This is a genomic window from Ralstonia mojiangensis, assembly GCF_023955645.1.
GTDB classification, from domain to species: domain Bacteria; phylum Pseudomonadota; class Gammaproteobacteria; order Burkholderiales; family Burkholderiaceae; genus Ralstonia; species Ralstonia mojiangensis.
Genome location: NZ_JAMXHU010000004.1, coordinates 116,886 through 142,760 on the forward strand (window position 1 = coordinate 116,886; position 25,875 = coordinate 142,760).

The following is a 25,875-nucleotide window of genomic DNA, read 5'->3' on the forward strand; positions in this document are numbered from 1 at the left end:
GAGAACGGCGCCGTCACTCTTGCGGCGCCGCTAGTGATCTTGGAGAAGCCGCTCGGCAGCGTCGATCAATGCCGCCCGGCATTCTTCCCGGACCTCAGAAGCCTCAGGCACGACGATGCCCTGCAGAGATTGACTCAGAACAAGCGCCTTAACATCCGCGAAATGCGCCTTCCATACGTGCCCCCCCCACTCCACCGAAAAGGTGCCCGCCTCTCGGCCCAGTTCCACAGAAGCGGAAACGCCGAGCATCTCGCATCGGGACAGCAATGCGGGAATAGCCTCCACCGACGGCGCACAGACGCGTACGCCCCCGGGCTCCTGGGGTAAACGCTCGCTCAATATGACGTCTAGCAACGCGCTCAGCACCTGATCGTTCTTAAACAAGTCTTCGACGCAGTCTTCCAAAGCGCTAACGATCTTGTCCCGCAATGCCCGATGCACCGCCTCCCACTGCGACACCATCGTAGCCATGGGCGCAAGCGCAGCCGCCATACCCTCGGCCACGCCTTCACGAAATGCATTTGCGCGTATTGCGACAGCATCTCGCTCAGCACAGGCGATCACGGTGGACGCCTGCTCCTCTGCTTGCGACAACACGTCGGCGGCGATACGCGCATGATCAATTTCCGGTCGCTTGATTAGCGCGGATAAAGACCGTGTCCGTCCCCCGCTCCTCCCTTCCGTGTCGGAGAAGGAAGCGCGGCACGGATCTTCAATGGTTCTCAGCATGATAAAAATGGATGGAAGATTGCAGCAGCTTGAATGCAACGCTCGGGGCAAGACCAATGTCCGCCCCTCCACTGTCGGCGTCGGTTCGCCAACCACATGAGCACGGCAATCTCAGACGGATTCGCTGCTGCCAACCAGGCGACAGTGCTCGGGTCGCGATCGCAACACAACTTGCTCCGCTTGCCAGCGCAAGCTGATCCGCATCGACACCGCTTTGCACTGGCGGCGCGGGCCGGCGACCGAGCAGCACCGTTCGATCAAGAAGCGGAATAGGCAGCGACAGGAAACCGAGCGCGTTGAATTGAAGCTTCGTCAGGCCATTTCCCGCAGCGAGCTGTTGTCGAGCCAATCGCGCCCCGGCGAGGTAGGCCACCGAAGGGAGGTGCGCCCAATGCGAAACCAGCCACCTGACGAGCGCGCCATCGCAATCCTCACGCCGAACATTCGACAGTTCGGCGCGACGCAGCATGACGCGATTGGCAAAGCGCCGAGGCCAACGAGCATCCACGCCAAAGCGGGCGAGCCACTCGGGATCGCTCCAACTGACCGGATCGTAGAGAACGTGGATCAGTGCACTTGAAGTCATCGCGATGCGACCTGATTTGCCGGCCTCCTACGTCGCCAGAACACGACACCGACCACCACACTCGCCGCGACCACCGAAAGGACGATAGGCAGCCAACGCCCCCCTGCCGACCAAAGCGCCTGCGAATGGGCAAGCGGCGTCGGCTGCATTTCACGCGCCTGGAATACGACAATGGAAATATTGTCGAAGCTCAACGCGTCGAAACTGTTCTTAAGCAGTTGTTTCAGGCGTTGAATCAGGATCGCGTCATCTTGAGGACCGTCGTAGGTGACCATCACGGACGCATGCATCGCTTGCCCCGAATGACTTCGGTCCGAGAGCGGATAGCTAATGTGTACTCGAGCGGAAAGCACACGCTCGATCGACTGAATGGTCTGCTCCAGTCGATGCTCGATGCCCGAGATCAGGCGTGCACGCTCGGCCGCAGGTGAGTTGACGAGCGAATCCGTCGGGAAAAGGTCCGCGATCGACACATCGTCACGCCGCGGCAACCCATGCCGATCGAGCAAACCGACTGCGTCAGGGAAGTCGGCACTGTCGACTTCAATCTTGTAGCGCCCTTTCCCCAACTCTTTCTTCCGCGCTTCGATGTCATGACGCTGCAAGAGCGCGATGGCTTCATTCGCCTGTCGCTGGCTCAGACCGGTCAGCAGCTCAGTGCGACACGCCGCAAGCGCCAACAGCAGAAGTAAAGACATCGCGACCGCCACGAGACGACCGCGACCCAGGGTGTCCATCAAGCCTTCACCAGAGTTTCAACGACCGCAACGCCCTTGCGCGCGAGTGCACTGCTCAACGACATCTCGATATGAAAGTTCGTGAGCTCCGCCTGCACCTTCAATAGTCGCATGGGGTCATCGGAGCCACCGCGTCCGACCTCGCCGATACGATCCAGACGACTCGACGCGACTTCCGAGTATTGAGCGAACGCATTCAGCATTCGCCCTTCAGGGGAATCGTCGACCGAGTCGACTTTCGGAAGCTTGACGAACTCACTTTGCATTCGCCCATCAAGCGACTGCCGCCCTGCGCCGGCTTTTGCATCCGACACTGCCGTCAACGCCATCACTGGCCCACTAATATGTGACATCTTAAAAACGATAGTCTCGGTTGAAATATCAAAACAATGCCGCAGTACGTGGCTTCACCATGCCGCATAGAAGACCCCGAAAAACGGCGCCCTCTAAGCAATAGTCTGTTTTTAGTTAAAATCGCGAATAATACCCTTGTCCATATCGCCGATACCTTTAATCGTCGACGCCTGTGTATTGGTATGCACAGTGAACATCATCATCGCCTTTTGATACATCGCAAGCTTCTGCGGATTACTACTATCCCCCTCACCCAGCGCCTTGATCTGATCTTCGAGGTGCTGGAAGAAGCTTCTTGTCTGCTTTGTTGTTTTCCCGTCCTCTCCAATGACATCGACCTCAATCGTAGCGTTCGAGAACTCATCGAAGATTTTATTAATGAAAATACCGCTGGCGTCAGCCATCATCAACCTCTAAAAATTTACCTTACTACTTATGTCAAAAAAAACGTCACGCATGCCCCAGGAAAATTTTTCATCCATTTAAACCGACAAGACATGCTAATTCCTCGCAAATCCGTCATCTACATTATTTATCGCCCCCCAAAAAATAAATGCCGCACTCCGCGCAATTCGTATCCGAAGTGCCCGGTTTTAATTCCGTCAATTTGAGAAAGATCGCGTTGGTTGACAAAAAATTGCACGTATCGCGCCCCCCAGTTTTTTCGGAACGCATACAGAGCGTCTCCCAGCGCGTCCAGCTCCGTATCGCTCAAGTGGTCATTTATCGAAACCGTGAACCGGTCGGATGTCGCGCTGTAGCTGGCCGTCAACCCAAGATCCCGCACGAGATCCCTCGCCGCGCGCTGTGCATCTAGCTCGCTACGAAGACGCACTTCGACGTTGTGGGTATAGCCGATTGCATTGCCGAGTTTGGCCTTCACCCCATCAGGGAGATGGGTCGGCAACGTCAGTACCGGTCGCTGCGGGTCTGACAAAGCCACGGAGAAATAGGGAATACCGGCCCCCTCGAGCACCCGCTCAATGGCATCGATCACTTGCCGACGGGTCACCACCTTCACGTCGACCGGACTGCCAGACTTTTGAATGGCTCGGCGAATCACGCCTGCCGCTTCAACGCTGTGAGCGACCACATACGGCTTGCCTGTAGCGCTTTCCAGAACCACACCATGAGAGCCAGTCAGACGATGAACCGAGTCATCAGCCGAGGCCATTGGCCAGGATAGATGCCACATCGTAGCGAGAGCTGCCACGATCAAGATAACGGTCAAACCGATACACGCAAACATCCGCGTTCGTCCGCTGTCATGCCCTACGGGAGCGCCGCTAGTTCGGCAATCTTGGAGAACGGCATCGGACCACACGTCGGTCACGCGACGAAGGGCGATACGAAGCGCACCGATCGCGATAGCGACATTGAGCTCGACCTCCCGCTCAGCCACTTCACGTTCTCGGTCGAAAACCTCGATATGCAGTGTGCCGTCCTTCGGCTTCAGCATGAAGCCCGGGCATGGGCCCGACAATGGAATGGTCAGTACTTCGTGGCGTGCCATTACGTCCACGGCACGCTCAACGTCCGGATCGATCGCACGGATATACGGATCCACCGTCCTTACAAAGCACTCTTCGGCAGGTAGCGCGAACTCTGCCCCAAACAGGGGGCCGTTCAACACTTTCAGTACGAACAAAAAGCCTCCGAGAATTCAGGCGCCCCGCTTGCCGCAAGGAACCGCGCATGACTAATTGGTTAAGCCTTTCTCCGACCGGTGGGAGCTCGAAGTCTATTGGTCGTCTCTCTCAGCCCCGGTCGGCAGAACGTCATATGGGAATGTACCCGCGCCCCTAGAGCCCAACTATCAGAATTGTCTTATTTTGTGGAGAGTCTTACTTTTCGATAATTGAGCCCACTGAACATTCAAGGGAACGAGAGGAGGGATATGAGAATCCGGATCGCAATTTCCGCCTTAGCGTTCGCCCTTTCCTTGGGCGGCTGCGTCTCGACCGGTGGCACCCCGTTCATGATCGACTGCGAAGCGATGGCAAGCGAACTCAACAAGAAAGTCATCGATTGCACAGCACCGTTCCTAGAGGCGCACGCCATCGCCAAAGCAAAAATTTCGTACCGGTATCGGGACGGTTCGATCGCATTCAGTAGTGACATTCCGAGCCTGACCACACATCTGGGGCAATGTGCAACGCCATCGAGCGGTCCCGACGGAACCTTTGAGAGGGAGATCGAAATATGGTCGACGAACAAACAATGATTCAACGGACTGAGAAAGATAGCGCGACTACGCCCGCAGGCTTTGCGGAAAATGTCGTTTTCGGAGCCGGCGACCTTCTGCTTGCGCTAGGTGGGGATACCTGCAACATGCACTTCACCACTGCTCACGGACGTCCGCTAAAAGCGCGTACGGTGGCACTGGACAGCGCGAGTACCGTCATCGCCAGCGCCAAGCGGCTTCGAGCGACATTGGACACCCAACGCGAATATCGCGTTGTTCCTGAAGGGGATTTGTGCTGCATTCTGGCTTTTATCGATGCCGCACTGAACCCGGACATCGAGGAGATGCCACCGAGCGAATCGATTTGCCTGCAGACAGCCCCGTCGGGCGCACTGGAAAGCGCTGACCGACTAAGTCATTGGTTGGTGCTGGAAGTCATGCAGCGCTCGCCGGACAACGTGCTCCTGCACTATTTGCGCCGGCAGGAATCGTATGCACTCACCAAATACCTGCTGCAAAGCCGCGGTGATTACGCGCATCTGAACGAGCTGTGCGTTAACTACGGCCTGTCGTATTCGCACTTTCGCAGACTGTGCCGCCGCCCCCTTGGACAAGCGACTAAGGCACGGCTTCGTGCTTGGCGTGCCGCGCGTACCCTACTCGAAATCATCGAGACCGATCGAAAGATCTTCGATATTGCTGTGGAGAATGGCTACACCTCGTCGTCGCACGTCAGCAACGATATCAAGCAGCTTTTCGGATTCACACCGAGGACAGCGAGAAATGCAGGATATCTCTTGCTCTGAAGACCTGCGTGGAGAAGCCGTTGAGGTTCGCCGCGACGATTCCGATGGCTCCATTTCCGTGAGCCTATGTTTTGCGCCCAACGGGGTCTGCGATGTCGACGACGTGCTCTCACTATTGTCATGCTGGTGGTTGCGATGGGTCGCCGCGATCGACTGCCAGTTTCATTATGACGGGCGGGCCTGGCAGGTGCACTGCCACTTGCAGATGGATGCCCACCGAATTCTCCCCCAAGTGCTACGCGACCTATTGACCATAAAAACTGCCGTATGTTCTTAGATTCCACTCCGATCAAACATAGTTGTATCGGATTCCTACTTTTTGTCGTTGCAGCGTCCGCCTATTGTGCGCCCAGCGCCGACATGCCGCAGACAGCCGGGGCTGATGCCGTGCATTCGACCTCGGCTACCGACATCGACGTTTCGGCTAGCGACACCTCGCGCGCACGCTTCATTGCGCGCAAGGAGCCGGTGGAACAATTATTCAAGGCCATTGGTTCGGAAATCCACAAAGCCACGCGGCTGAGCAACAAGGCTCGCCAATACCGTATTAGCGGCGAATTCGATCTGCGCAAGCCTTTCGCGCTTATCGAGCGCGTTACGTCGAGTCTCGGCCTGATTTGGTACTTCGACGGGCAGATCATCTATGTGTACGACAACTCGGAAGTCGCTTCTGCAATGCTGGCGGTCGCCTCGGACACCGTCGACAGCCTGGTGTCATCGCTGAAAAAATCCGCGCTCTACGACAATCGATTCCCCATCAGGCATGCTGTGGGGACAGATTTCGTCTATGTGTCGGGGCCACCGAAGTATGTCGAGGTCGTGCAGGCCGCCGCCGCGCTGCTGCACACGCAAACTGCAGTCACGCAGCGGAGCGAGCGCCACATCGAATTGGTGAAGATTCGTCATGTCTCGGTCGGGGATCGAATCTTCACGCAGCGAGGCGTTCAGTCGTCTGTGGCCGGGCTAGCGCAGGTGTTGGCATCGGTCCTCGGAAGCGGTGCGTCTGTGACGGTCGCCCCGCCAAAGAACCCGGGGGCCCCGTCCAAGGACGATGCCTCAAGAGAAGGCGGTCTTCCGTTGCCTCCCGGCGTGCGGGAAATGCCGCCTTTCGACATCAGTACGCCTGCCCCGCCGTTTCCTGTGGCAAATGCCATGCCGAATGCACGGCCCTCGCAGGAACCTGTCGATCCCCCACCGACTGCGGCCATAGACTCAGCGCCGATGAACATTGTCGCCTATCCATCTAACAATAGTCTGCTGCTAGAGGGTACCGGGCAGCAGATCGCCACGGCGCGCCGCCTGATTGATCAACTCGATGTCGCCAAAGACCAGGTGGAACTGTCACTGTGGGTTATCGACATTCAGAAAAGTAACTTCGACGTGCTCGGAGCCACCTGGTCCGCGAGTGGCAAGGTCGGCCCCGTGAATCTGGGCTTCAACACGCCCGCCACATTGTCACAGTCGCAGACCATGCAATTCATGGCATCGGTGACGGCGTTAAGCCAAGACAAAAAGGCTCGGATCGTATCGCGCCCCATTTTGCTGGCTCAAGATAACAGCCCGGCCGTGTTCGACAACAGCAAGACCTTTCTCGTGCGCGTGAGAGGCGAACGTGTTGCCGCACTGGAAAAATTCACGTACGGCACCATGATCAGCGTTACGCCGCACGTCGTAGCACCGGATGGGCGCATCGAGATGGAGCTTACGATCGAGGATGGTAGTAGCGATGCCCCGACCAAGGCTTCGGGACTTGATCTTCCCGTCGTTTCGAGTACCAAGATTTCAACCGTCGCTCGGGTCCAGCACGAGCAAAGCCTTCTGATCGGCGGCTACACGCAGAGCCACAATACGGAAGGCGTCGACAAGATTCCGCTGCTCGGCGACATTCCCGTGCTCGGTCGGCTGTTTCAGTTTAGAAACACGAACGACCAGCAGTCTGTGCGCCTTTTCCTCATCCAACCGCGCATGCTTGCCGAGGACGCACGTTTCGAACGCGAGCGCGTGCGCACGCCGGTGGATATCACGGACGCAGTGGAAGCTTTGAAGATTCAGGTGGAGCGCGTCCGTGGGTAACGTCGGCGCGACACCTGTCGCTTCCGTACCCCCCGTTGCGCAACCGAGCCCCGTTGGGAACGCCGGGGTCGGCAACAAACCGATCATGACGCCGAACGTGCGTACATCGCTCCTTGCCGGCAAAGACAATCTGTCGTCACTGCTGAGTGCCATGGCGCAACGGCAGGCCGTCCGTCGCGTGGAAAAGCCCGCGAAGGGAGGGCCGTCTAAGCACCGGGACGCGATGTCCGACCCGCAGAGGGCCGAAGCAGGTCGCATACGCGCGATGATACAAAGCGGCGGAGCAAACTTCGGCGCCGCTTACGAACAAGCGCGCGACCTCTTTCCGGCCCCGGAGGAGCTCGCACTGGTACTCGCGGGTCTCCTTGAGGACGAGGAAATCGACGCGAAAACGAAAGCGGAGATCGACGAGGCTCTGGCTGCATTGATTCGCGAATACGGCCGGGCGAAGATAAGCGCCGGTCTCAATACCGGTCACGTTGTCAACGCGTTCGCTTCGCGGATGAACATCGACGGCAGAGATCTTCGTCGCGTCTATCGCATCTTAGTTGGGGCGAACTCCGGTGAGGCCGTTACGTATCGTCACCTCATCGACACGTTCGGTTTTGAGCGACGTGGTCTGGCGTTGGAGTTTCTTGAATGTGCCCTGGCCGCCGACATCGCGTCGGAAGCGCCATCACATCCGCCAGAAGCCTTTCAGCCGTTGCTCGACTTGCTGTTTCAATTAAGGTTGATCCGGTCTGCGGACGATTTGCTGCTGTCAAGTTCCCGCGAACGCCATGGACACCCAAGCCATGTGGCATTGCGCGCTGAGCTGGACCTATTCGATCAGGTGCTGGTCGATTTTCTGATCACCAGCCTTGTAGACATCCACGCCGCTTGCCGGCAGCTCCTGCATTGTTTGCAGCGATGGCGGGAATTCGCCAGGGCGGAAAGCGTTGCAGACTGGGTCAATCGAATCTTGCGCGCAATGTCCGCCATGCCAGTGGAGCTCTTTCCTGACCTGGCTTACCGGGAAGCGCTTTTGAGCGCTTTGTTTAGCGCCGTTGACGGCGTCTTTGTGCATCGCAGGGGAAACGTCGCGCGTCTCGGAGGAATCCATGGCTGACGACGCCTGGCTCGCGGTGCTGGAGCATGCGCAAACCATGCACGAAGGGGAACACATCAGCGCCCGTAGCGGTAATGCCACGCTATATCTCGAGCGCCGCGCCGACGTGTTGATTGCCATGCGCGAAATCGCTTCTTCCGTCGACGATGTCACGCCATTTGAAATGCAGACGCGTCTGACTACGCACCTGTCCCATTGTCAGGTGCTCTCCTTTGGCGAAACACGGTACTTGTGCACCTGGCGCCGTCGCCCGGCCGACACCCATTGGCTTGAGACGCTCGCTGCCATCGAAATTTGAGAAAGCGTCACGCGCACCCCGCCCCTTATGAACATGATCTCTAAACGCCTGATGCGGCCCGAGTTGCTGGTACTGGTTCTGATGACGACCATCATCGCGATGCTCATCATTCCATTACCTACGTGGCTCATCGACGCACTGATCGCCGTCAACATGGTCACGGCCGCGTTGATCTTCGTGGGTTCGTTTCACATCCAGTCGATCGTTTCGTTTTCCTCGTTTCCCGCGTTGCTGCTCGTCACAACCGTGTTCCGACTCGCGCTATCGATCACTACCAGCCGCATGATTCTCCTCGAGGGCGATGCAGGCGCGATCGTGGCGAGCTTCGGCCACTTCGTGATCGCCGGCGATCTCGTGATCGGCATGACGATCTTCGCCATCGTGACGCTCGTGCAGTTCATGGTCATTACTAAGGGGTCGGAGCGCGTGGCCGAAGTGTGCGCGCGTTTCTCGCTCGACGGACTGCCCGGCAAACAGATGAGCATTGATGCCGACTTACGAGCCAACGTAATCAATGGGGACCAGGCGAGAAGTCAACGGCGTCTGCTCGAACAGGAGTCTCAGCTCTATGGTTCGCTCGACGGTGCGGTCAAGTTCGTCAAGGGCGACGCATTGGCCGGGATTCTCATCATCTTCGTGAATTTTCTGGGCGGCGTCGCCATTGGCGTGCTGCGCAACGGCGACAGCTTCAGTCAAGCGTTAGAAACCTATACCCTCCTGACGGTCGGCGACGGGCTGGTCACCCAGATCCCGGCGCTGCTCATCTCCATCGCTACTGGCTTTATCGTTACGCGTGTGAACGCGGACGACGAGAATCTGGGTACCACGATTCTCAAGCAGCTCGGCGCCAAGAACGAAGTGCTGCTCACCGCAGCCGCCCTCTCGATTGGGGCTGGCTTTCTTCCCGGTTTTCCGTTTGCGGTGTTCGCACTGATTGCCATGGGCCTCGTCGGCATTTTCGTCGTGCGCAAAGGAGGGTGGCGCAAGGCGCTCAGTGCCGAAGGCACCACAGGTTCCGGCGAGTCTCTCTCGGGTGCCAAAGAGTTACGCGTAAAAGGGGCCGGTGCGGGCGATGGTCCCACAACCGGGGTGGGAGACGTGATGCCCGAGGCGGTGGCGTTGGCCGTTCTTTTGCCGTCTGGTCAAAAAGCGTGGGCCTCCCGCGTCAGTCTCGGCGTGAAACTCGAACACGAGGTGTTCACACAATTCGGCGTCAAGATTCCAGAGGTTGAGATTAAGGAAAGCGCCACTTTAGGCCCCCATAGCGCCCTGATTCTCGTCAACGAAATCGGCGCAGGCGAAATTCGGGTGAACTTCGGCAAGCACAAAGTCACCGACGGTGCGGACATGCTACTGGCTTGCGGCACAGAGCTCACCGACCTATCCGATGGAAAAGATGCGTCGTACTGGATCGAAGAATCCGCTGCCGAGCGCGAACGTCGAAAAGAAGTGCCCTCCTTCTACACCCGCTCCGATGTTGAAGAACTGGTCGAAACCTTTTCCGTCATCGTTGCGCGCCACATTGGCGAGATCTTCGGCATTCAGGAAGCAAAGAACCTGCTCGACCAGTTGGAAGGCAAGTATCCCGAGCTGGTCAAGGAATGCCTTCGCAATGCTCCCGTGCAACGCATCGCGAATGTGCTTCAGCGGCTCGTACTTGAGCGCATCTCCATCAGAAATCTGAAAGGCATTCTCGAAGCGATTGCGCAGTGGGCGCCAAAAGAAAGAGACAACATCATGCTGTGCGAGCACGTGCGCAGCACGCTGGGAAGGTATATCACCGATAAGTTCAGCCGCGGTCGTCGCCTGAACGTGCTGGTGCTTTCTTCAGAACACGAAGAGAAGGTACGCCGCTCCGTACAGCAGACGGCGAACGGCGTTTTCGCCAACTTGTCGCCAGACGATACGCAGTCCCTTATCGACGCGATATCGGCGCGCCTGAAAGGTATCTACCTTTCATTGGACGACATCGTACTCCTGACGTCTGCCGATACGCGGCGCTTCGTCAAACGCGTCATCGAACAGCAATATCCGCAGCTCGACGTGCTTTCCTACACGGAAATCACCGACCAATCTCTCATCAATGTTATCCACGCCGTATAGGTGATTTCATGAACTTCGACCTCATTTCGCTTATCAAGGAAGCGCTCACTCAGGCGAATTGCATCGACAAACTAACCGAGGAATTAGATCCGCATTCCGCAGTGGAACTTAACTTCAACGAGGTCCCGACCATCTGCATCGAAGCCGTGGACGACGCCGTCGTGCTGTCGTGCTGTCTTTCCGAGCAGGTTGTCAACCTGCGGAATTGTCCTACCACGGTAATTCTCGATTTGGTTGCACCTAAAGCACTGTGGGCACGCCACCACACCGTTTCTTTGCTCGAAGACAACGGCGACCTCTATCTGACAGCAGTCGTCGCGGATTCGCACCTGCGAGGCGGTAGAGAATTCTCTCAATCACTTGATGGGTTTTACGAACGAGCCCGTCAACTGTGCGAGGTCGCCAGAGCATGAACAAGCATCGTTGTTCATTATGGATACGTCATAGCGCTCAACTGTCCAAACTTCATGGTTCGGTCATTCATGCCCCGCTGCGTCGGACATTCATTGGTGAGCGGTGCGATGTAGTAAGCGATCCGCACCAACCGGCAACGCGGTTTTGCCAGGCACAGACCATCGGCTTCAACCAGCAGGATGCCATTCTGAGCATTCTCGGCAATACGCAAGACATTCCGCGTGGAGCGTGGGTCGTCCCGTCTGGACGCAGAGCGATGCCGCAGTTGCCTGAGGACGCATTGGGTACCGCGATCGACGGCGAAGGCTGCGTGATAGCAAGACTGGCGCCGCCGAATTACCGGCTGGCACGAAACGACTCGCTGGATCTCGATGCAGCCCCTCCGGCGCTCGCGCGCCGTCGCCGCATCGCGCACGTCTTCGAGACGGGCGTGCGGGCCATCGATGGACTTCTCACCTGCGGTATCGGACAACGCATGGGCATCTTCGCCGGTGCAGGCGGCGGGAAGACAACGCTGATGTCGATGTTGATCGCCCACGCAAAGGCCGACGTCTACGTCGTGGCCCTGGTCGGCGAGCGGGGGCGCGAAGCGAGTGGATTCATCGACCACGGCATTCCCGAGGACAAGCGAGCCCAAACGATCCTCGTGTGCAGCACTTCGGACCGCCCTGCCGCCGAGCGCCGCAACGCCGCGCATTTGGCAACGGCAATCGCGGAGCGCTATCGCGACGCCGGACTTAACGTTCTTCTGATCGTTGACTCCATTACGCGCTACGCGCGCGCACTGCGCGATATCGCGTTGTCTGCAGGCGAACCACCCGCCCGGCGTGGCTTCCCAGCCTCGGTCTTTGACGCGCTTCCCGCACTTCTGGAGCGCCCTGGCGCACTCGACCAGGGGGCGATCACAGCGTTCTACACCGTATTGCTGGAAGACGAAGATCTGGGGGATCCCATCGGAGAGGAAGTTCGCTCGATTCTCGATGGACATATTTACCTTTCTCGCAAGCTGGCCGAGCGAGGTCATTACCCTGCCATTGACACGTTGAAAAGCGTAAGCCGGGTCATGACTCAGATCGTAGACGCCCAGCATCACGGTGCGGCCTCCGGGTTACGCAGCAAGCTGGCGAAGCTGGCGGATCTTCAATTGGCGCTCGACCTTGGCGAGTACCAATCCGGTCAGGACGCCGAGGTTGACGCCTTGTTGGAAGCCAGACTCGAGATCGATGCATGGTTAATGCAGAGCATCGATGACTACGTCACCTTCGGCAGCACATTAGAGGGACTGCATGCACTCACGGGATAAGCGCGCCCAGTTAAAGGCGCTGCATGGATTGGGGCAGATTCGCATGCGCGGCGCACTTAATGACTTGCAGCGTGCACGCGCCCATGTTCGGGCGCTAAAGCAGCAACTCGAAGATACCCAGCATCGCATTGCTCAACTGGATCGCGAGCGGGAATCGCTATTCGAAAAGCATCGCGGCTTTACGGACAGGAACGGCCTGTTTTCGCTCCGCCGCCGCGCCAGCATGTTGGATATTCAACGCGTAGATCTCTCGCTATCGCGAGTCCAGTTGCGTTCGAATATCGAGGTTGCGGTGCAAGAGGCGTCAATCGCTCAATCCGCGGTCGCACGCGCCCATCGCGAACGCGACAAGCTCGAACACGTCTCTCGCCTTTGGCATAGAGAGGAAACAATCAGCATGCATCTTCAAGAAGAAATCGATGGTTCCGCAGGTGTTCCGGTATGAAATTTGACACAGCACGCGCGTCACAGTGTGGCGACCTCTTCGTAGGCGACGCGGCGTCCACGCCTGAACTCCCTGAGCGAGTGCGGGCGGCCGTCGTACAGATGTCCGAAAGTCAGTTGCGCGATCTCCCACAAGCAGTATCGACAGACACGGATGCGGACACGAACACGCTCGTTTTCAGGTTCTATGTGAGCGCGTCCATTCCCCTCGAACTGGACGACGATGAAGATGAATGGAAGGCGCCACTGGCACTTCCGATGCATATCGACATCCCGCTTTACCACGCCGCGTCGGGGCCGACGGCCCCAACGGCATGCCACAGCGCCACGGGTGCGCCAGCCGGTGAGGACACTTCCCGGCAGATGGCAACATTGCCGTTCGACGGGTTCAACGGCGTTGTCGGCAACGCGTCTCAACAGTTGACGATGGGGTCTCTCCCGACCCCAGCGCCCCGTGTAGCACCGGAAAGAAGCGGCGAGTCGCCGAGGCACGAGCAACCTGTGGAAAAGGTATCCCACAGCAGTGCCAAGTCCGCGCGCGTTCGCTCACACGGTCCAGGGCTGGTTCAACGCCCCGTTAGACGCGCATCGCAAATCGACGAGGCAGAGCTTCAGGCCGATGTCGCGGCGATGCACGAGCACCATGTGGCCGAACTGGGAACGGGGAGCGAACGCGGGCGTCATCACACCGCCGCTCGGGACGAGGCGACCAAGAATTGGCATGCGAATGAGGAAAAGGTGCATACGCCTGTTGTGGGCGCGCGAGTCCCGAAACACTCGTTGGCCGTCACCCCCATGACCATGGATCATGACGCTCCGCAGGAGCGGCCCCAGCCCCGAACGGTGCGGCAACAGATCAAAGCCGCTTCGCAAGCCCCCGTCGAACCGACGCCTGTCGAATCGGGCAATGGAAGCGAGACGTATGAGGTCACCTATCGCTTCACGTCCTGGGGCGCTGACGCCGCGGTCAAGCTTAATCTCGACGGCGCGCAATTCGGGCGTTCCATCGTGGCTACCCCATCGGATTCACGCGTGCACAACGCCCTTCGTGCCGGCATGGAAAAAAAGTCGACGGACGCGGGGAAAAAGACCACAGCAATGCCGATTCACCTTGAATCCCCCTTGGCGCTTGCGGCTTCCGACAGCGCACAGGAACGTCAACGACGTGGAAAACCGCAGGTGCCATTCGAAGAGCAAGAGTCATGAGTCGGGATCTCAAGCTTCGTCAGGTCGATCCCGCCATGATCGAAATGCGCAATTCGATCTTGGCCGCCCGGCTACAGGGAGTTCGTGCAACGCGGCTGAGCGCGGGTACTGACTATATCTCGCTGGAGGCCGAGTGCGGCGCCCAAACGCTTCGAGTCTTCGTGCCGCTACAACAACTAGTCGACTTCTGGCTTGGCGACGCGTCGATTCCTGCAGAACAAGTCGATCGCGACCTCGCCGAACTGCTCGTGGTCGATGCCTTCTCGGCGCAAGGGCTGCCATCGCCATCGGAGGAATTTCTGTGGCGGCACGTGTGCGGTTTTGCGCAGAAGGACGATTTCGCCACACCCAAAGCACTGATTTATACGGGCCCCTTCGATCTATATCTCGAAGCGTTGCCCAGGTTGTTTCACATTCCGGCGCCGTTACATCCGACCCTTCCCGTCGATGTGCAATGGCTTCTCGGAAAAGTGGTGCTTCCCGCCTCTGCAATTGCCGGGATCTCCCGGGGTGACGTGCTGCGACTTCCACCTGAGGCCGGCGTGCTGTCCTCAGGCGCCACCTCATTATTTTCTTTTCATTTCTTTGGAGATTATTTGATGCTCGATGAGCGCCAAAACACCAACGACGACGCCAGCCGCTGCGACGGTGAATCCGAGATCATGCCGGCGGCAAGCACCGTGCTCGATGATTTGCCCGTGACGATTACGTTCGTTCTTAGCAAACGTACGATGTCCGTGGGGGACATCGCCGCACTACAGGAGGGGATGACCATCCCGTTGGCGCACTTCACACCTCAGGTCGATTTGGTCGCGGGAGGCGTGCGGCTCGCCCAAGGCGAGTTGGTTCGCATCGGAGAATCGTTTGGCGTCGAAATCATGAAGACTCCCAATGAATCCGGCGTGGGATCATGACGCAGAACCCCGTCATACTTATTGCAACACTCGCGTTCGCCACGCTGCTGCCGTTCATCCTGGCCGTGGGAAGTTGCTTCATCAAGTTCTCCATCGTGTTTTCGCTCCTGCGAAACGCGATTGGCTTGCAGCAAGTCCCGTCGAATCTGGCCCTCAACGGACTGGCCCTCATCATGTCGGCTTTCGTCATGATGCCGATATTCAACCAGGTGCATCAGTACTACAACGAGCATCACGTCGATTTTTCGAATCAGGCGTCAGTGCACGCATTTCTCGATGAGGGACTCGGTGCCTACAGAAAGTACCTGGCAAAGTACGCCGAACCTGAGCTGGTGGATTTCTTTACCGAGCTACAGGATGCACAGTTGCGTGAAAATGCGGCCGGTGATGATGTCCCTCGCGCCAGACGTGACGTAGAAAGCGTTGATGTCGAACAAGCGTCGGTTCTCGCCCTGCTTCCCGCCTACGCACTCAGCGAACTGAAGAGCGCTTTCAAGATTGGTTTTTATATTTACTTGCCGTTTCTGGTCGTCGACATGCTCGTATCGAACATCTTGCTGGCGTTGGGCATGATGATGATGAGTCCGGTCACGATCGCGCTGCCTATCAAGTTGATTCTTTTCGTTCTGATGGATGGATGGGAAAAGCTCGTGAAAGGCCTGATTCTTCAGTATATCGATCTGGCAAGGTAACCATATGAGCGATTTACTTCATGCCGCAGACCGAGCGCTCTTCCTGATCGTTGCACTGTCGGCCATTCCGATTGCTGTCGCGACACTGGTGGGTCTTAGCGTCGCACTGGTGCAGGCCGTGACGCATTTGCAAGAGCAAAGTCTGCCGTTCGGCATCAAGCTACTTTCGGTGTGTCTTTGCCTGTATTTGATTGCAGGCTGGCTTGGCGCACGCGTTCTCAATTTCGGCGACGATATCCTTCGGATGGCGCTCAGGTAAGCATCGTGGACATCATGACACTCCACCTTGAGCAATCCGTATTGTGTGTCGCTGTCGGGCTGGCCCGCATCGGCCCCGCGCTGATGTTCATTCCCCTCTTCGGGGAGAAGGCGCTGACGGGCATCGTGCGTAGCGCGATGCTCGCGCTCACCTCCCTCGCGTTCCTTCCGGTTCTCGCGCCCTCCGCGCAAGAGCTGCCGAGCCTCCCATTGCTAGCAACGGTGCTCAAAGAAGCCTCCATTGGACTCGCTCTTGGCTTCGCGTTCGGCGCCCCATACTTCGCTGCCCTGGCTTGCGGTGAAATACTGGATAACCAGCGCGGCGCGACGCTGGCGAAAGCTATCGATCCCGCCGCAGGCGTTGAGGCGTCAATATTGGCCACGCTCATGGGCCTTGTTTGGACCATCATCTTCGCCTTCGGCGGCGGCCTGCTCCATTTACTCGACACGCTTGCAGCAAGCTACCGACAGATCCCGATAGAGAGCGCGATAACACTGGATGCGAAGACCGTGTACGGCTCCGCAAGGTTGCTCGGACGAGCGTTGCTCTCCGGCATCGCCGCCGCCATGCCGGCGCTGTCCGCAATGTTACTTGTGGAAATATCGCTTGGCGTATTGTCTCGCTTCGCACCACAACTGAACCCATTCTCCGTGGCGATGACGCTCAAGAGTCTCGCCGCTTGTCTGGTCCTGCTTATGTACTTCAGCAGTGAAGCGCCGACATTTATGCATCACCGGTTCGATCAGTGGCCGCTCCCCGCCATGTTCACGGGAGGCGCGTGAGCTCAAGCGCCAAGACGGAGAAGCCGTCAGAGAAGAAAAAACAGAACGAAAGCAAGCGTGGAAAATCCTGGCGCAGTCAGGATCTCGTCGTACTGATCACGCTGCTGGGTGGCGCGTGCTTTATCCGCTTTGGCATCTCGGCTATAGCGGTATTCGACAGCATGCTCCGCGCGGCCGAAAACGGTTTTGTCACCCCTTTGCACGATTACACCAAGAATTTCGTCGAGCTATTCATCGTCGCGATTGCAGGCTTCATTCTGGTGGTGATCGTTCTGGCCGCGATTCCCAACCTCCTGATGTCGCGTTTTCGCTTTGCCACCGAGGCGATACGGTTGAATTTTTCCGCCATTAGCCCGGTCTCCGGATTCAAGCGAATCTTCAACTTGAAAACGATCAAGGATGCGGCCAAAGCATGTTTATATCTGGCTGTTTTTGCTATGGCGATGGGAATATTTTGGCGCACCCATCGCACCGAGATCCTCAGCCTGTCGAGGCTCCCATCGATAGGTCTGCTACCGACGTTAGGGGAGCTCGTTTTTTCGTTAGTGCTGACGCTCCTAGTGGCCGCACTGACGATTGTGCTGGCAGACGCGTTTCTCGAATATCAGCTCTACATTCGTGAGCTGAAAATGACGCGCGAAGAGGTGAAGCGTGAGAACAAGGACGAGAATGGTGCGCCAGAAATCAAGAGAGAGCAGCGACGACTCGGGCGCGAAATGTTATCGGGTGATGTTCTAGCGGACGTTGAAAAGTCGACATTTATTGTCGCCAACCCGACTCACATCGGCATCGGACTATATATCAATCCAGAAATCGCGCCGCTGCCGTTCATCTCGGTAATGGAGACCGACGAGCGAGCTGTCGCAGTCATTCAACACGCGAAGAAGATGAAAATCCCTGTGGTTCGGAATATTTCACTTGCCCGAAAAATCTTCTCTACACACCGCCGTTATTCATTCGTCTCTGAGGACTGCCTGAACGACATTGCCGAAATCCTGATGTGGTTTGTTGAGCTTGAGAAGAACCAGCGAGACCAGTATGACGCTGAGGACATCGAGGTCGCCCCGCCTGATGCTGAGGACGCAAAAGATTTATCTACATCACAGATAACCGCACGATAACGGATGTCACGCGCGTTGCCCGCCGTAGCGGCGTCTATTTAGTCCTTTGATATGTGTTCCGCCTGGAGCCGGAGGCTTCGCGGTCATCATGCAAAGACGCATCGCAAAGCTTCTTCAAAATCAGGCTCGCACAAACCACTGCGGAAAAAGATTCCACGCCACGATCTTCCGCCCACTTGTCAACGAATAGATCTTGGTTACGGGTCAGCGCTTCCCTCAAAGCTTGCTTGTCTTCCTGCGTCATGCGCCTTAGCCCCGACGAATTCCGTGGCACCGCCGGCAATCGAATTTCAATCTCCGGTTTCCGGGCTACCTCCAGTACCCAACGTTCTCTGGTGTTGGCGGTCGCGTCTTGTTCTTTCAACCGGTCAATCGCGGCGGGGTGAGGCGCAGGGGATGGCTCGCCATTCCACCTATTGGCTTCGAAGTCAAAGTCCTCGAGATACACCTGATGGTCATGTCGGGGCATAGGGAACGGCATATTGGCACGGGACGCAATGCCGCGACTGACGCCAATACACGCCCCCGCCCAACGCGCGGAGGATGGCTCGCCATTCCACTTATTGGCTTCGAAGTCAAAGTCCTCAAGATACACCTGATGGTCATGTGGGGGCGTAGGGAACAGCATATTGGCACGGGGTGACTCAATGCCGCGAGTGACCCCAATACACGCCCTCGCCCAATCTCGCCCCCCCTGTTCGGGAGCCGATCTTCTGGGAAACGGATCACTAGAAGCACTGATGCGGTGCGGTGTTGGTATCTTCATAGCGTGGAAATTACATGCCGCCGGGATCGATCGCACGATCGTTCAGCGGCTGTGTGGGACAGGCGATCATGGGATAGTGCGCGGCGAAGCGTTCGATCTGCGCTTTAGAAGCTTCCACCGGCGTCCTCAACACGAACCAACTTACCCCCTCGGAGCAGGGCGTAGTTAGAAAAGCCGTGACAAGGAATTTCACGCGCAGAATCTCCGACATGTCTCATGGACAAGTGCGTCCAAGAGAAGATGGGAAATCGGCCCCGTAGGGCCGGAGGTCACTAGCCAAGAGATTATTGGCCGGAGGAAAAGCCTCGTTAGAGGTATTGGGCCGACTCCTAGTATGAGAATCGCTTGTTCTCAATGCCCAAATGAGTGCGAACAGGAGTCAGATCTTGGCCTGGCGCCTTCTCCAATCGGGCTTTGGCTTTGTCCGGATCGGGTTCGAAGTGAGGCATAACCATAGCAGGAATACGCAGGGATTTCGCTTCCTCTAGTTCCTTCAACGCTACGCGACCTCCGCCGAGAGCCAGGAACTCACCGGTTTTCCCGAACTCCTCCATGTTGCGTGCGAGGTAGACCATATATGATTCGTTTCGCGCATTGACCACCTCCCAAGTTCCTTTGGGATCATCTACATAAATGACCTTATTACAATGCTTCGATATGGATTCTGGATTACGTTGAGCCTCTACCGAAACAACGCCGATTGTGTCGACGCCCATCTCCGCTGCCACCGCGTAAACCATTCCAATACCGTCTGACGTTGCCCCAGCCGCCACGCATACCTTTTCCGATCCGTAGCTCACTATTGCCTGGTCCAGCTGCTCCCTTACCGTCTCTTCAAGCTTCGACGGATCGCTATAACCGAGTTCGGAGAAGCCGCTATATACCATCACGTGCTTCCCCCTGGTATATTCGTCAATCTGCCTTGTGACATCATCACTGAAACGAGATGGCTCGGAAAACGAGCGCATTCCTAGTTCTACCGGGCCGTTCTGCCACTGAGATTGAATCGGACGCATTGGACCTCCTTCGAAATATGTTCAGGGCGCTTTCAGCACTTCTCTTCAGCTGCAAGTGCGCCCAGGGGGAGTAGCAGCATGAAGGTCATCAACCGTCCGGCACCAAGTACGTTGTGAACGCGCAATTTCTCCAGCGGCGTCCACCATGCCGACAGACCGTTGTTCGCTGGATGCTAGCGCGCACACCATCTCCACCATTGCAAAAATCGGCCGAAATCGGCGCCTACGTTCAGTTACGTCTTGGCGGTTCGCTGCGGATTTTGAGTCGCACTCCGAAACTCGACGGAAAGTTGTGCGTCGAATCCCTGGCAACAAACGAGACTTCGGATTCAAACTCAAATTCAACGCTGGTTATCTGCGATGCCTATTGCAATTCGGACGTTTTTTAAAATTTCCGAAAACGGATCTGTGCTAGCCTGATTGGGCTATCGAGATTCTCGAGGCTAGCGAATCGCCATATGCCGACACCCCGTTAATGCCGCGCCTCAAAAGGCGTAAATTCGCCGTGAGCTCGCGTAGATGCGGCATTTCGGCATGGCAGGTAGAGTCACCACAACTCTTCGAGAGAATAAATGGACGCAGTCACGATTAACATCACCCCAGGCGTCGCGTTCGGCACCGGCATACGCCCGCCATTCGAAACGCCTCCACGGGACGGAAACCAAATCGGCGCCAACATCACCATGGTCCGAAGTGCTTCAAGACGCGACCAGCATTGGACATCCTCGGGTGCCCCCCACGTACCGAGCAGTTCGACACACCACCCACTGAACGGTCCCACCGGCCGCACAGCGCAGCCGGATCCAGCGGATTATGAAAATATTCGCGAAGGCATTAACCGCGCGAAGCATGGTTTGGAGTCCGCTTCTTCACAACTCCAGAATTGCCGAGAGCTGGTGGTTGGGCTCTTGACGGCGTTCGCCATCCCCCCGGCCAACGCATCGCATTCATTTGATGAAGTTTTCGCCACCATCATAGGGGCCGGCGATGCATTGAAAGAAGTGGAACAGGAATTGGGGGGAAAGAAATCGGAACAGTCGCCACCAGCGCCCCAATCCCCCAGCCCGTCTCCGCATCGCCCCGCAGACCGACCCTCCACACCTCGCTCCCACACGCGTGCTGCTCAGGGCGCAAATGCAGGTCTGGCCCAGCGGCGCCACTTACCGTTGCCCGGAGGCCCTCCCGCAAAGAAGCCGACGGTAGCCGAAGCGACGCGCGAAACGATAACCATACCGAAACACATCGCCGCACCGCCAACTCCTCTAACTACGTCCAATGAGGCATCCGCAGAAAATCTCGCCGACGAGACTACTTTCGGAAGGCATGCTGATACCAGGCGAATCGACCCCGACCAGCAAGTTGATTCGTACTATTACCTAAATAGGAGATTTGAGGAATTCCTGAATAATAATGACAAAAAGGTTATTGCCAACACGGGGATCGGCCACAACTGTGCGATCTACGCACTACTCCAACCTTTGCTCCCCGAGATCGGCGCGATAGCAATGGACGACCAAGTGAAGGCGGTCCGAGCCGAGTATGATCGGCTGCATCCGAACGACAAGGGAAAGATGCTGCACATGGATGGCGGCCCTGAGAGCGCCGTTGACGACCTCATTGACATCATCAACAAGCGCTACAAGACGAACATTCTGGTCAAGGTCGTTTCAGCGCCCCTCGATGACGAGCCATACATAGTTCATGGAACTTTCCCCAGGGCCACAAAGCCGAGCAAAGCGGCCTCGCCAAGCCACCATCTCACGGTCTGGGATCAACAAAAACACTACGTGGCTGTGGTCGACCCCAAGGGCGACAACCGACGGAATTTTGCTCTGCAGGAGATCAGCTGACCGCTCCGCAATGCCGCCTGCACGCTTCGTTACGAGATATTTCTAAACCCCAGAACACGCGTGCGGCCGACATCGAAGTCCGTCCCACACGGTTCTCGTCGACCGCACGACAGCCCATGTTTTGCGGTACGCATATATGCGCGGGCTCGCCGCGCCCCCCCCTCCCCTGCGCGAACGCACAGATGCTTCGATCCACATCAATTACGCCAATCAGGTCCTTTCGTCCGGTGAATGCGCCCCGAATCTTCCATGAATAAATACTCAATAGACGACGCGCAACGTTCGACAGCTACTTCATGACAGCCCTGCCCCTCTCAATTGCAGTGAGCCTCCAAGCCGGAGTAACTTTCGTACGTTATCACTATACGAATCAGACAAGTCTGATAGGAAACTTATTTTAGATAAATAAAATAGGATGAGATTTAAGAAGAATGAATCGAAAGTAAGGCGCTTTCAACGGCAAACCATGAGGGAACATCGTGCCGACAATCATTGTTGAAATGCATCATACGGATTACGAAAACCTCAAGCGTGCTGCAACAGCACTTGGTTATTCGAACATCGACATGATGAAACTGAGCTCGCATTTGATCGCGACCGCGGTGAATCTCAACAAACAGTTCGTTCGCGCACCAGCACCTTGCAACCACAGAAATATTTAGCTTGGCAGCAATGCAGACGGCCCTCCCAACAGATACAAATTCATCAAACTGGTCGCCGCTCACGTGTAATGACCCAGTGAAACCTGCACAGGTTAAGCGGCTAAAGAAAACGCCTCTGCCGGGGTTTTCATCTTCAGCGCTTCGTGTGTCCGTCGATGTTGTAGAACTGAATCCGATCGGCGACGGCGGTGCGCGCATTGCTCCTTGAGCGTGCGGATCACGCGGTCACCCATGCCGTTCTGCTGTGGGAAGTGGGGCGTAATAAACTCCTGACGCAGGCCATAACTGCGCCCCAAGGCTGTGTAGTCGCGGCAGGTAAAGACGAGGCCGTTGTCACTTCGCAGTAGGAACAGTTTAGGCACGCGTCCGAGCGTGCCGAACTGGGCGATCAGCGCATGCTCGAACGCGCTCGGCGCCGTGCCCGCGCGGCCGCTGCGCGATAGAGTCCAGCCCAGCAACTCCCACGAGTGGCAGTCAATCCCCAGCGCCAGCGTTGCCCAGTCGTCACGGCCAGCCCAGACGCGGCACATGTCGGTCGGCCGGCGCTCGTTCGGTGCCCTGGCCACCGACGGCAGGGCTTGAACGCGTGGACGGAAGCCAATCGGTCGTTTGCGAACCTGTCAATCCATGAGCTGAAAGATCCGTTGACCCGTGTTCTTGTTGAACCCGGCAGATGCGCCACCGTTCGGTAGCCAAACGATGGGGACTCCCCGGTCATCGCCTTGATCGGCTCCGCGGAGCGGGCCTGGACCTTCGGCTCTGACTTTACGGACCGGCAATACACGGTGCGCCGTGGCACCTCGAACCAACGGCATAGCTTTGAGATCGAGGAATGCGCTACTCAAATCGCGGGAAGAGGGAGGGGAGACGTCGAGACGAAGCTCAAGCAATCGTGATGGAAAGTTTCAGCCCTTGCTATCAAGGGCCGAAACTATATTATTAAATTTCTATTTCACTCAACCCATTAACGACGCGAATACGCCTGAATTTTATATGAGGCTTCCGTAATTTTACGAAGGTTTTCTTGGATTTTCGATGCAGCGCTGGCCGCGGAAACAGTATCCCCAGAAAGCCCCAGATGTCTGGCGGCCTCTCGGCGCTCCGCCTTGTAGCGGGATTTAAAAATTAATCTCTTTACAATTCCGCCATCACTCTTAAGGCATCCATTTTTTAGCCTGACGATGGCGTCGCCTCCGCGATTTTGCGAAATCTCCACGACTCTCGACAGGCGATTTAATTCACGATCTGTTTTTTCATCAGCCTCACGCATGAGACTCTTTAAAATTTCCGGCCTGCAAGATTCAACCTTATTAAGACCCTCAGAGAATCCCACATGGCCATCATTGTCACGCCATGAAACAGCATTGGAATTGCTAATTTTATCAAGTCCAGAATTATTTAAAATACGATCTAACACTACAAATACTCTTTTCAAGTTTCAATAGAACTCCACCGAGGCCGATAGAAGTGAGATCCCGAAGGCTGTGCTCATTGGTGCCACAGTGCAGAGGGCCTCACAGCACGAAATTTGGGAATCCGGCACAGAAATCACCCCCCCTTCCATCGCGCCAATTTTTATCTCACCTCTACTTCGATAGTAGAATCGACGCTAATGATCCGCATTTTGAAATTTTGACCATTTTTAGTGGCTTTTCCCCAATCGCTTGATATAGGCACGGTCAATGCCCGAAATCTGGACGCCATCCTTCGCCTACCTGATGTCACCGCACTCCGTCGTGGGCTTTACGTCGGGGGGGGCTGCGTCGCCGGTTTAGTGGCCCTTGACAGCCCGGGTCTGAAGGCGACCCTGCCACCTGCAAAGGCCAGCCGGATTCCAGTAGAGGTGGTTTCCGGAGCAGAAGACGCACATGAAGAAGCGCTTTACGGAACAGCAAATCATCGGGTTGTTGATTTGCACTGGACCCCGACCCAGGATTTGTATCGAAAACTGCCCCACCCTAAAGGCTGTTAGGTGTCGCTTTGTGTGGGTTGTTTGACGGTGCGTTACTCCTTCTTGGGCTGGGTGATGCTGGGCTTGAAACGATAGCTATCATTGCCGGTTTCAACAATGTGGCAGTGATGCGCAAGGCGGTGCAATAGCGTGGTGGTCATCTTGGCGCCCCCGAAGAAGCTGGACCATTCGCCGAGGCTCAGGTTCGCGGTAATGAAGAGGCTGGTGCGCTCGTAGTCCGGCGCATCTCAGGTCATCGAGCTCGCAAGCGAATACTCGCTTCGGGGCTTCGATCTCACTCGTTGCGGTGGCATCCGGTATGTGGAAACGGACCTTCTTGGAGTGATGCAGACCAAAGCCCACCCTGCTCGAAGAGATTCGCAGGCACCACGCCATATCATCCAACACGAAGCACGTTGTGACGGCAGCCGGCGCGCTTGTCTTCGAAAAAATCCACGCAAGCGCGCCGTTTCTTGACCCAGAAGCGACGCTGACCGTTTTGTGCAAGGCCTAGTCGCATATTTGCCCAAAGATCAGACAGAGGTGCCCGCTCGCAAAATATCCGCCGGCTGCTCGCAACGATGGGGGGCACTGACATTGGGCCGCTCGGTCGACGACATCAAGCCTTCCGAAGCGATACGCGAAGCGGCGCGGGATCACCTGATCCCAGCCGACTAGGGTCTGTTTACATTTGCTGAGATGTGTTTACATCCTGTTTTTTGCGCGAGCCGAACAGGATGGTCCGAACACTGCTGAGTGATGAGGCATGGCAGAAGGTCGAAGCGATTTTGCCGGGCAAGGAAGGCGATCGTGGTCGAACGGCGCTGGACAACCGCTGGTTCCTCGAAGCGGTGCTATGGATTGGCCGCACGGGCAGTCCTTGGCGCGATCTGCCGGCCGAGTTCGGTCGCTGGCATACCGTGTACATGCGTTTCTCCCGTTGGCGTCGCAAGGGTGTCTGGCAGCGCGTCGCGCTCGCAATGGCTGGCGAGACGGAGATCGAGCACCTCCTGATCGACTCGACCATCGTCCGAGCACACCAGCATTCGGCTGGAGCATCAAAAAAAGTGGTCCGCAAGCGCTCGGACGTTCCAGAGGTGGGTTGAGTACCAAGCTGCATCTGGCCGTGGACTCGATGGGCAAGCCTTTGCTATTGATCGTGTCCGAGGGACAAGTGCATGACATCTCATGCGCCAACGCACTTGTCGAACATCTGCGCGCCAAGGCCGTCAACGCCGACAAGGGTTACGACTCCGACGCCTTTGTGCAGGCCATTCGAGCTACCGGCGCAAAGGTCGTCATCCCGCCACGATCGAACCTCAAGACGAAGCGCCGCTACAGCTGTGCGCTGTATCGAACGCGCAATCTGGTCGAGCGCTTCTTTTGCCGCATCAAGCATTTCCGTCGCGTCTCCACTCGTTACGACAAGCTCGCTGACAGTTACCTCGTGTTCGCCTCGCTTGCCTGCGCGTTTGGTCCCTTCGTGAAAATGTGAACAGACCCTAGCAAATGCGAT

The 25,875-nt window shown here is 56.9% G+C and carries 28 protein-coding genes and 1 pseudogene; 17 read left to right on the plus strand and 12 right to left on the minus strand.

Annotated features, from left to right (window positions below; all coding sequences use genetic code 11):
• Window positions 1-30: 30 nt before the first annotated feature.
• From NG898_RS17145 to NG898_RS17170, 6 genes are all read right to left on the minus strand, one after another.
• A complete protein-coding gene (locus NG898_RS17145) occupies window positions 31-729 on the minus strand; it encodes a hypothetical protein (RefSeq protein ID WP_252693568.1) in 699 nt (232 codons plus the stop codon).
• Window positions 713-1,315 (minus strand): hypothetical protein, encoded by a 603-nt coding sequence (locus NG898_RS17150; protein ID WP_252693569.1) that lies wholly within the window; start codon window positions 1,313-1,315, stop codon window positions 713-715. The genes NG898_RS17145 and NG898_RS17150 overlap by 17 nt, the downstream gene beginning before the upstream one ends.
• Entirely contained in the window at window positions 1,312-2,052 is a 741-nt protein-coding gene (sctJ, locus tag NG898_RS17155) for a type III secretion system inner membrane ring lipoprotein SctJ (protein WP_252693570.1), read from the minus strand. The genes NG898_RS17150 and sctJ overlap by 4 nt, the downstream gene beginning before the upstream one ends.
• Window positions 2,052-2,381, minus strand: coding sequence for a type III secretion system inner rod subunit SctI (sctI, locus tag NG898_RS17160; RefSeq protein WP_252693571.1), 330 nt, complete (start codon window positions 2,379-2,381; stop codon window positions 2,052-2,054). The genes sctJ and sctI overlap by 1 nt, the downstream gene beginning before the upstream one ends.
• Before the next feature lie 135 nt (window positions 2,382-2,516).
• A complete protein-coding gene (locus tag NG898_RS17165) occupies window positions 2,517-2,810 on the minus strand; it encodes an EscF/YscF/HrpA family type III secretion system needle major subunit (protein WP_252693572.1) in 294 nt (97 codons plus the stop codon).
• A gap of 128 nt (window positions 2,811-2,938) precedes the next feature.
• Complete coding sequence (locus NG898_RS17170) at window positions 2,939-4,054, minus strand: PrgH/EprH family type III secretion apparatus protein (protein ID WP_252693573.1); 1,116 nt, start codon at window positions 4,052-4,054, stop codon at window positions 2,939-2,941.
• 249 nt (window positions 4,055-4,303) lie between these two features.
• Between NG898_RS17170 and NG898_RS17175 the strand changes: the two genes are divergently transcribed.
• The 15 genes from NG898_RS17175 to NG898_RS17245 all read left to right on the plus strand — a co-directional run bounded on the left by NG898_RS17175 (window position 4,304) and on the right by NG898_RS17245 (window position 18,114).
• On the plus strand, window positions 4,304-4,630 hold the full coding sequence (locus tag NG898_RS17175; RefSeq protein ID WP_252693574.1) for a hypothetical protein: 327 nt from the start codon (window positions 4,304-4,306) through the stop codon (window positions 4,628-4,630).
• Complete coding sequence (locus NG898_RS17180) at window positions 4,609-5,397, plus strand: helix-turn-helix domain-containing protein (protein WP_252693575.1); 789 nt, start codon at window positions 4,609-4,611, stop codon at window positions 5,395-5,397. The genes NG898_RS17175 and NG898_RS17180 overlap by 22 nt, the downstream gene beginning before the upstream one ends.
• 360 nt (window positions 5,398-5,757) lie before the next feature.
• Window positions 5,758-7,470 (plus strand): type III secretion system outer membrane ring subunit SctC, encoded by a 1,713-nt coding sequence (gene sctC, locus NG898_RS17185; protein WP_252693576.1) that lies wholly within the window; start codon window positions 5,758-5,760, stop codon window positions 7,468-7,470.
• A gap of 85 nt (window positions 7,471-7,555) precedes the next feature.
• Window positions 7,556-8,578: an HrpJ domain-containing protein gene (locus NG898_RS17190; protein WP_252693577.1), complete on the plus strand. Its 1,023-nt coding sequence runs from the start codon at window positions 7,556-7,558 to the stop codon at window positions 8,576-8,578.
• Window positions 8,571-8,876, plus strand: a complete 306-nt coding sequence (locus tag NG898_RS17195; protein WP_252693578.1) for a hypothetical protein — start codon at window positions 8,571-8,573, stop codon at window positions 8,874-8,876. Before NG898_RS17190 ends, NG898_RS17195 begins: the two co-directional genes overlap by 8 nt.
• A 27-nt stretch (window positions 8,877-8,903) precedes the next feature.
• Complete coding sequence (locus NG898_RS17200) at window positions 8,904-10,979, plus strand: EscV/YscV/HrcV family type III secretion system export apparatus protein (RefSeq protein WP_252693579.1); 2,076 nt, start codon at window positions 8,904-8,906, stop codon at window positions 10,977-10,979.
• Window positions 10,980-10,987: 8 nt separating this feature from the next.
• Window positions 10,988-11,392: an InvB/SpaK family type III secretion system chaperone gene (locus NG898_RS17205; protein ID WP_252693580.1), complete on the plus strand. Its 405-nt coding sequence runs from the start codon at window positions 10,988-10,990 to the stop codon at window positions 11,390-11,392.
• Complete coding sequence (locus NG898_RS17210) at window positions 11,389-12,696, plus strand: FliI/YscN family ATPase (protein WP_252693581.1); 1,308 nt, start codon at window positions 11,389-11,391, stop codon at window positions 12,694-12,696. The genes NG898_RS17205 and NG898_RS17210 overlap by 4 nt, the downstream gene beginning before the upstream one ends.
• Window positions 12,680-13,141 carry a hypothetical protein gene (locus tag NG898_RS17215; RefSeq protein ID WP_252693582.1) on the plus strand — a complete coding sequence of 154 codons (462 nt, stop codon included), beginning with the start codon at window positions 12,680-12,682 and terminating at the stop codon, window positions 13,139-13,141. The genes NG898_RS17210 and NG898_RS17215 overlap by 17 nt, the downstream gene beginning before the upstream one ends.
• Window positions 13,138-14,346, plus strand: coding sequence for a SpaN/EivJ family type III secretion system needle length determinant (locus tag NG898_RS17220; protein WP_252693583.1), 1,209 nt, complete (start codon window positions 13,138-13,140; stop codon window positions 14,344-14,346). Before NG898_RS17215 ends, NG898_RS17220 begins: the two co-directional genes overlap by 4 nt.
• Window positions 14,343-15,260, plus strand: a complete 918-nt coding sequence (locus NG898_RS17225) for a FliM/FliN family flagellar motor switch protein (protein WP_252693584.1) — start codon at window positions 14,343-14,345, stop codon at window positions 15,258-15,260. The genes NG898_RS17220 and NG898_RS17225 overlap by 4 nt, the downstream gene beginning before the upstream one ends.
• Complete coding sequence (locus NG898_RS17230) at window positions 15,257-15,952, plus strand: EscR/YscR/HrcR family type III secretion system export apparatus protein (RefSeq protein WP_252693585.1); 696 nt, start codon at window positions 15,257-15,259, stop codon at window positions 15,950-15,952. Before NG898_RS17225 ends, NG898_RS17230 begins: the two co-directional genes overlap by 4 nt.
• A 4-nt stretch (window positions 15,953-15,956) precedes the next feature.
• Window positions 15,957-16,211, plus strand: coding sequence for a type III secretion system export apparatus subunit SctS (gene sctS, locus NG898_RS17235; RefSeq protein ID WP_252693586.1), 255 nt, complete (start codon window positions 15,957-15,959; stop codon window positions 16,209-16,211).
• 14 nt (window positions 16,212-16,225) lie between these two features.
• Window positions 16,226-16,993: a type III secretion system export apparatus subunit SctT gene (gene sctT, locus NG898_RS17240; protein WP_252694156.1), complete on the plus strand. Its 768-nt coding sequence runs from the start codon at window positions 16,226-16,228 to the stop codon at window positions 16,991-16,993.
• Window positions 16,990-18,114 (plus strand): EscU/YscU/HrcU family type III secretion system export apparatus switch protein, encoded by a 1,125-nt coding sequence (locus NG898_RS17245; protein WP_252693587.1) that lies wholly within the window; start codon window positions 16,990-16,992, stop codon window positions 18,112-18,114. The genes sctT and NG898_RS17245 overlap by 4 nt, the downstream gene beginning before the upstream one ends.
• A 34-nt stretch (window positions 18,115-18,148) precedes the next feature.
• On the opposite strand, the gene NG898_RS17250 is transcribed toward NG898_RS17245, so the two are convergent.
• From NG898_RS17250 to NG898_RS17260, 3 genes are all read right to left on the minus strand, one after another.
• Entirely contained in the window at window positions 18,149-18,742 is a 594-nt protein-coding gene (locus NG898_RS17250; protein ID WP_252693588.1) for a hypothetical protein, read from the minus strand.
• 148 nt (window positions 18,743-18,890) lie between these two features.
• On the minus strand, window positions 18,891-19,091 hold the full coding sequence (locus NG898_RS17255; RefSeq protein WP_252693589.1) for a carbonic anhydrase family protein: 201 nt from the start codon (window positions 19,089-19,091) through the stop codon (window positions 18,891-18,893).
• 118 nt (window positions 19,092-19,209) lie between these two features.
• Window positions 19,210-19,896, minus strand: coding sequence for a hypothetical protein (locus tag NG898_RS17260; protein WP_252693590.1), 687 nt, complete (start codon window positions 19,894-19,896; stop codon window positions 19,210-19,212).
• Between the two features lie 572 nt (window positions 19,897-20,468).
• Between NG898_RS17260 and NG898_RS17265 the strand changes: the two genes are divergently transcribed.
• On the plus strand, window positions 20,469-21,746 hold the full coding sequence (locus tag NG898_RS17265) for a hypothetical protein (protein ID WP_252693591.1): 1,278 nt from the start codon (window positions 20,469-20,471) through the stop codon (window positions 21,744-21,746).
• Between the two features lie 754 nt (window positions 21,747-22,500).
• Here the strand turns inward: NG898_RS17265 and NG898_RS17270 are convergent.
• The 3 genes and pseudogenes from NG898_RS17270 to NG898_RS17280 all read right to left on the minus strand — a co-directional run.
• Window positions 22,501-22,938 carry a hypothetical protein gene (locus tag NG898_RS17270; RefSeq protein ID WP_252693592.1) on the minus strand — a complete coding sequence of 146 codons (438 nt, stop codon included), beginning with the start codon at window positions 22,936-22,938 and terminating at the stop codon, window positions 22,501-22,503.
• 434 nt (window positions 22,939-23,372) lie between these two features.
• Complete coding sequence (locus NG898_RS17275; protein WP_252693593.1) at window positions 23,373-23,825, minus strand: hypothetical protein; 453 nt, start codon at window positions 23,823-23,825, stop codon at window positions 23,373-23,375.
• A 587-nt stretch (window positions 23,826-24,412) separates the two neighbouring features.
• Window positions 24,413-24,595: pseudogene (locus NG898_RS17280) on the minus strand (ATP-binding protein); the annotation flags it as partial.
• 501 nt (window positions 24,596-25,096) lie between these two features.
• Here NG898_RS17280 and NG898_RS17285 point away from each other — a divergent pair.
• A protein-coding gene (locus tag NG898_RS17285; RefSeq protein WP_252693594.1) for an IS5 family transposase occupies window positions 25,097-25,854 on the plus strand; the annotation gives its coding sequence in 2 pieces (ribosomal slippage) (window positions 25,097-25,418 and window positions 25,418-25,854; 759 coding nt in all).
• Window positions 25,855-25,875: the final 21 nt, after the last annotated feature.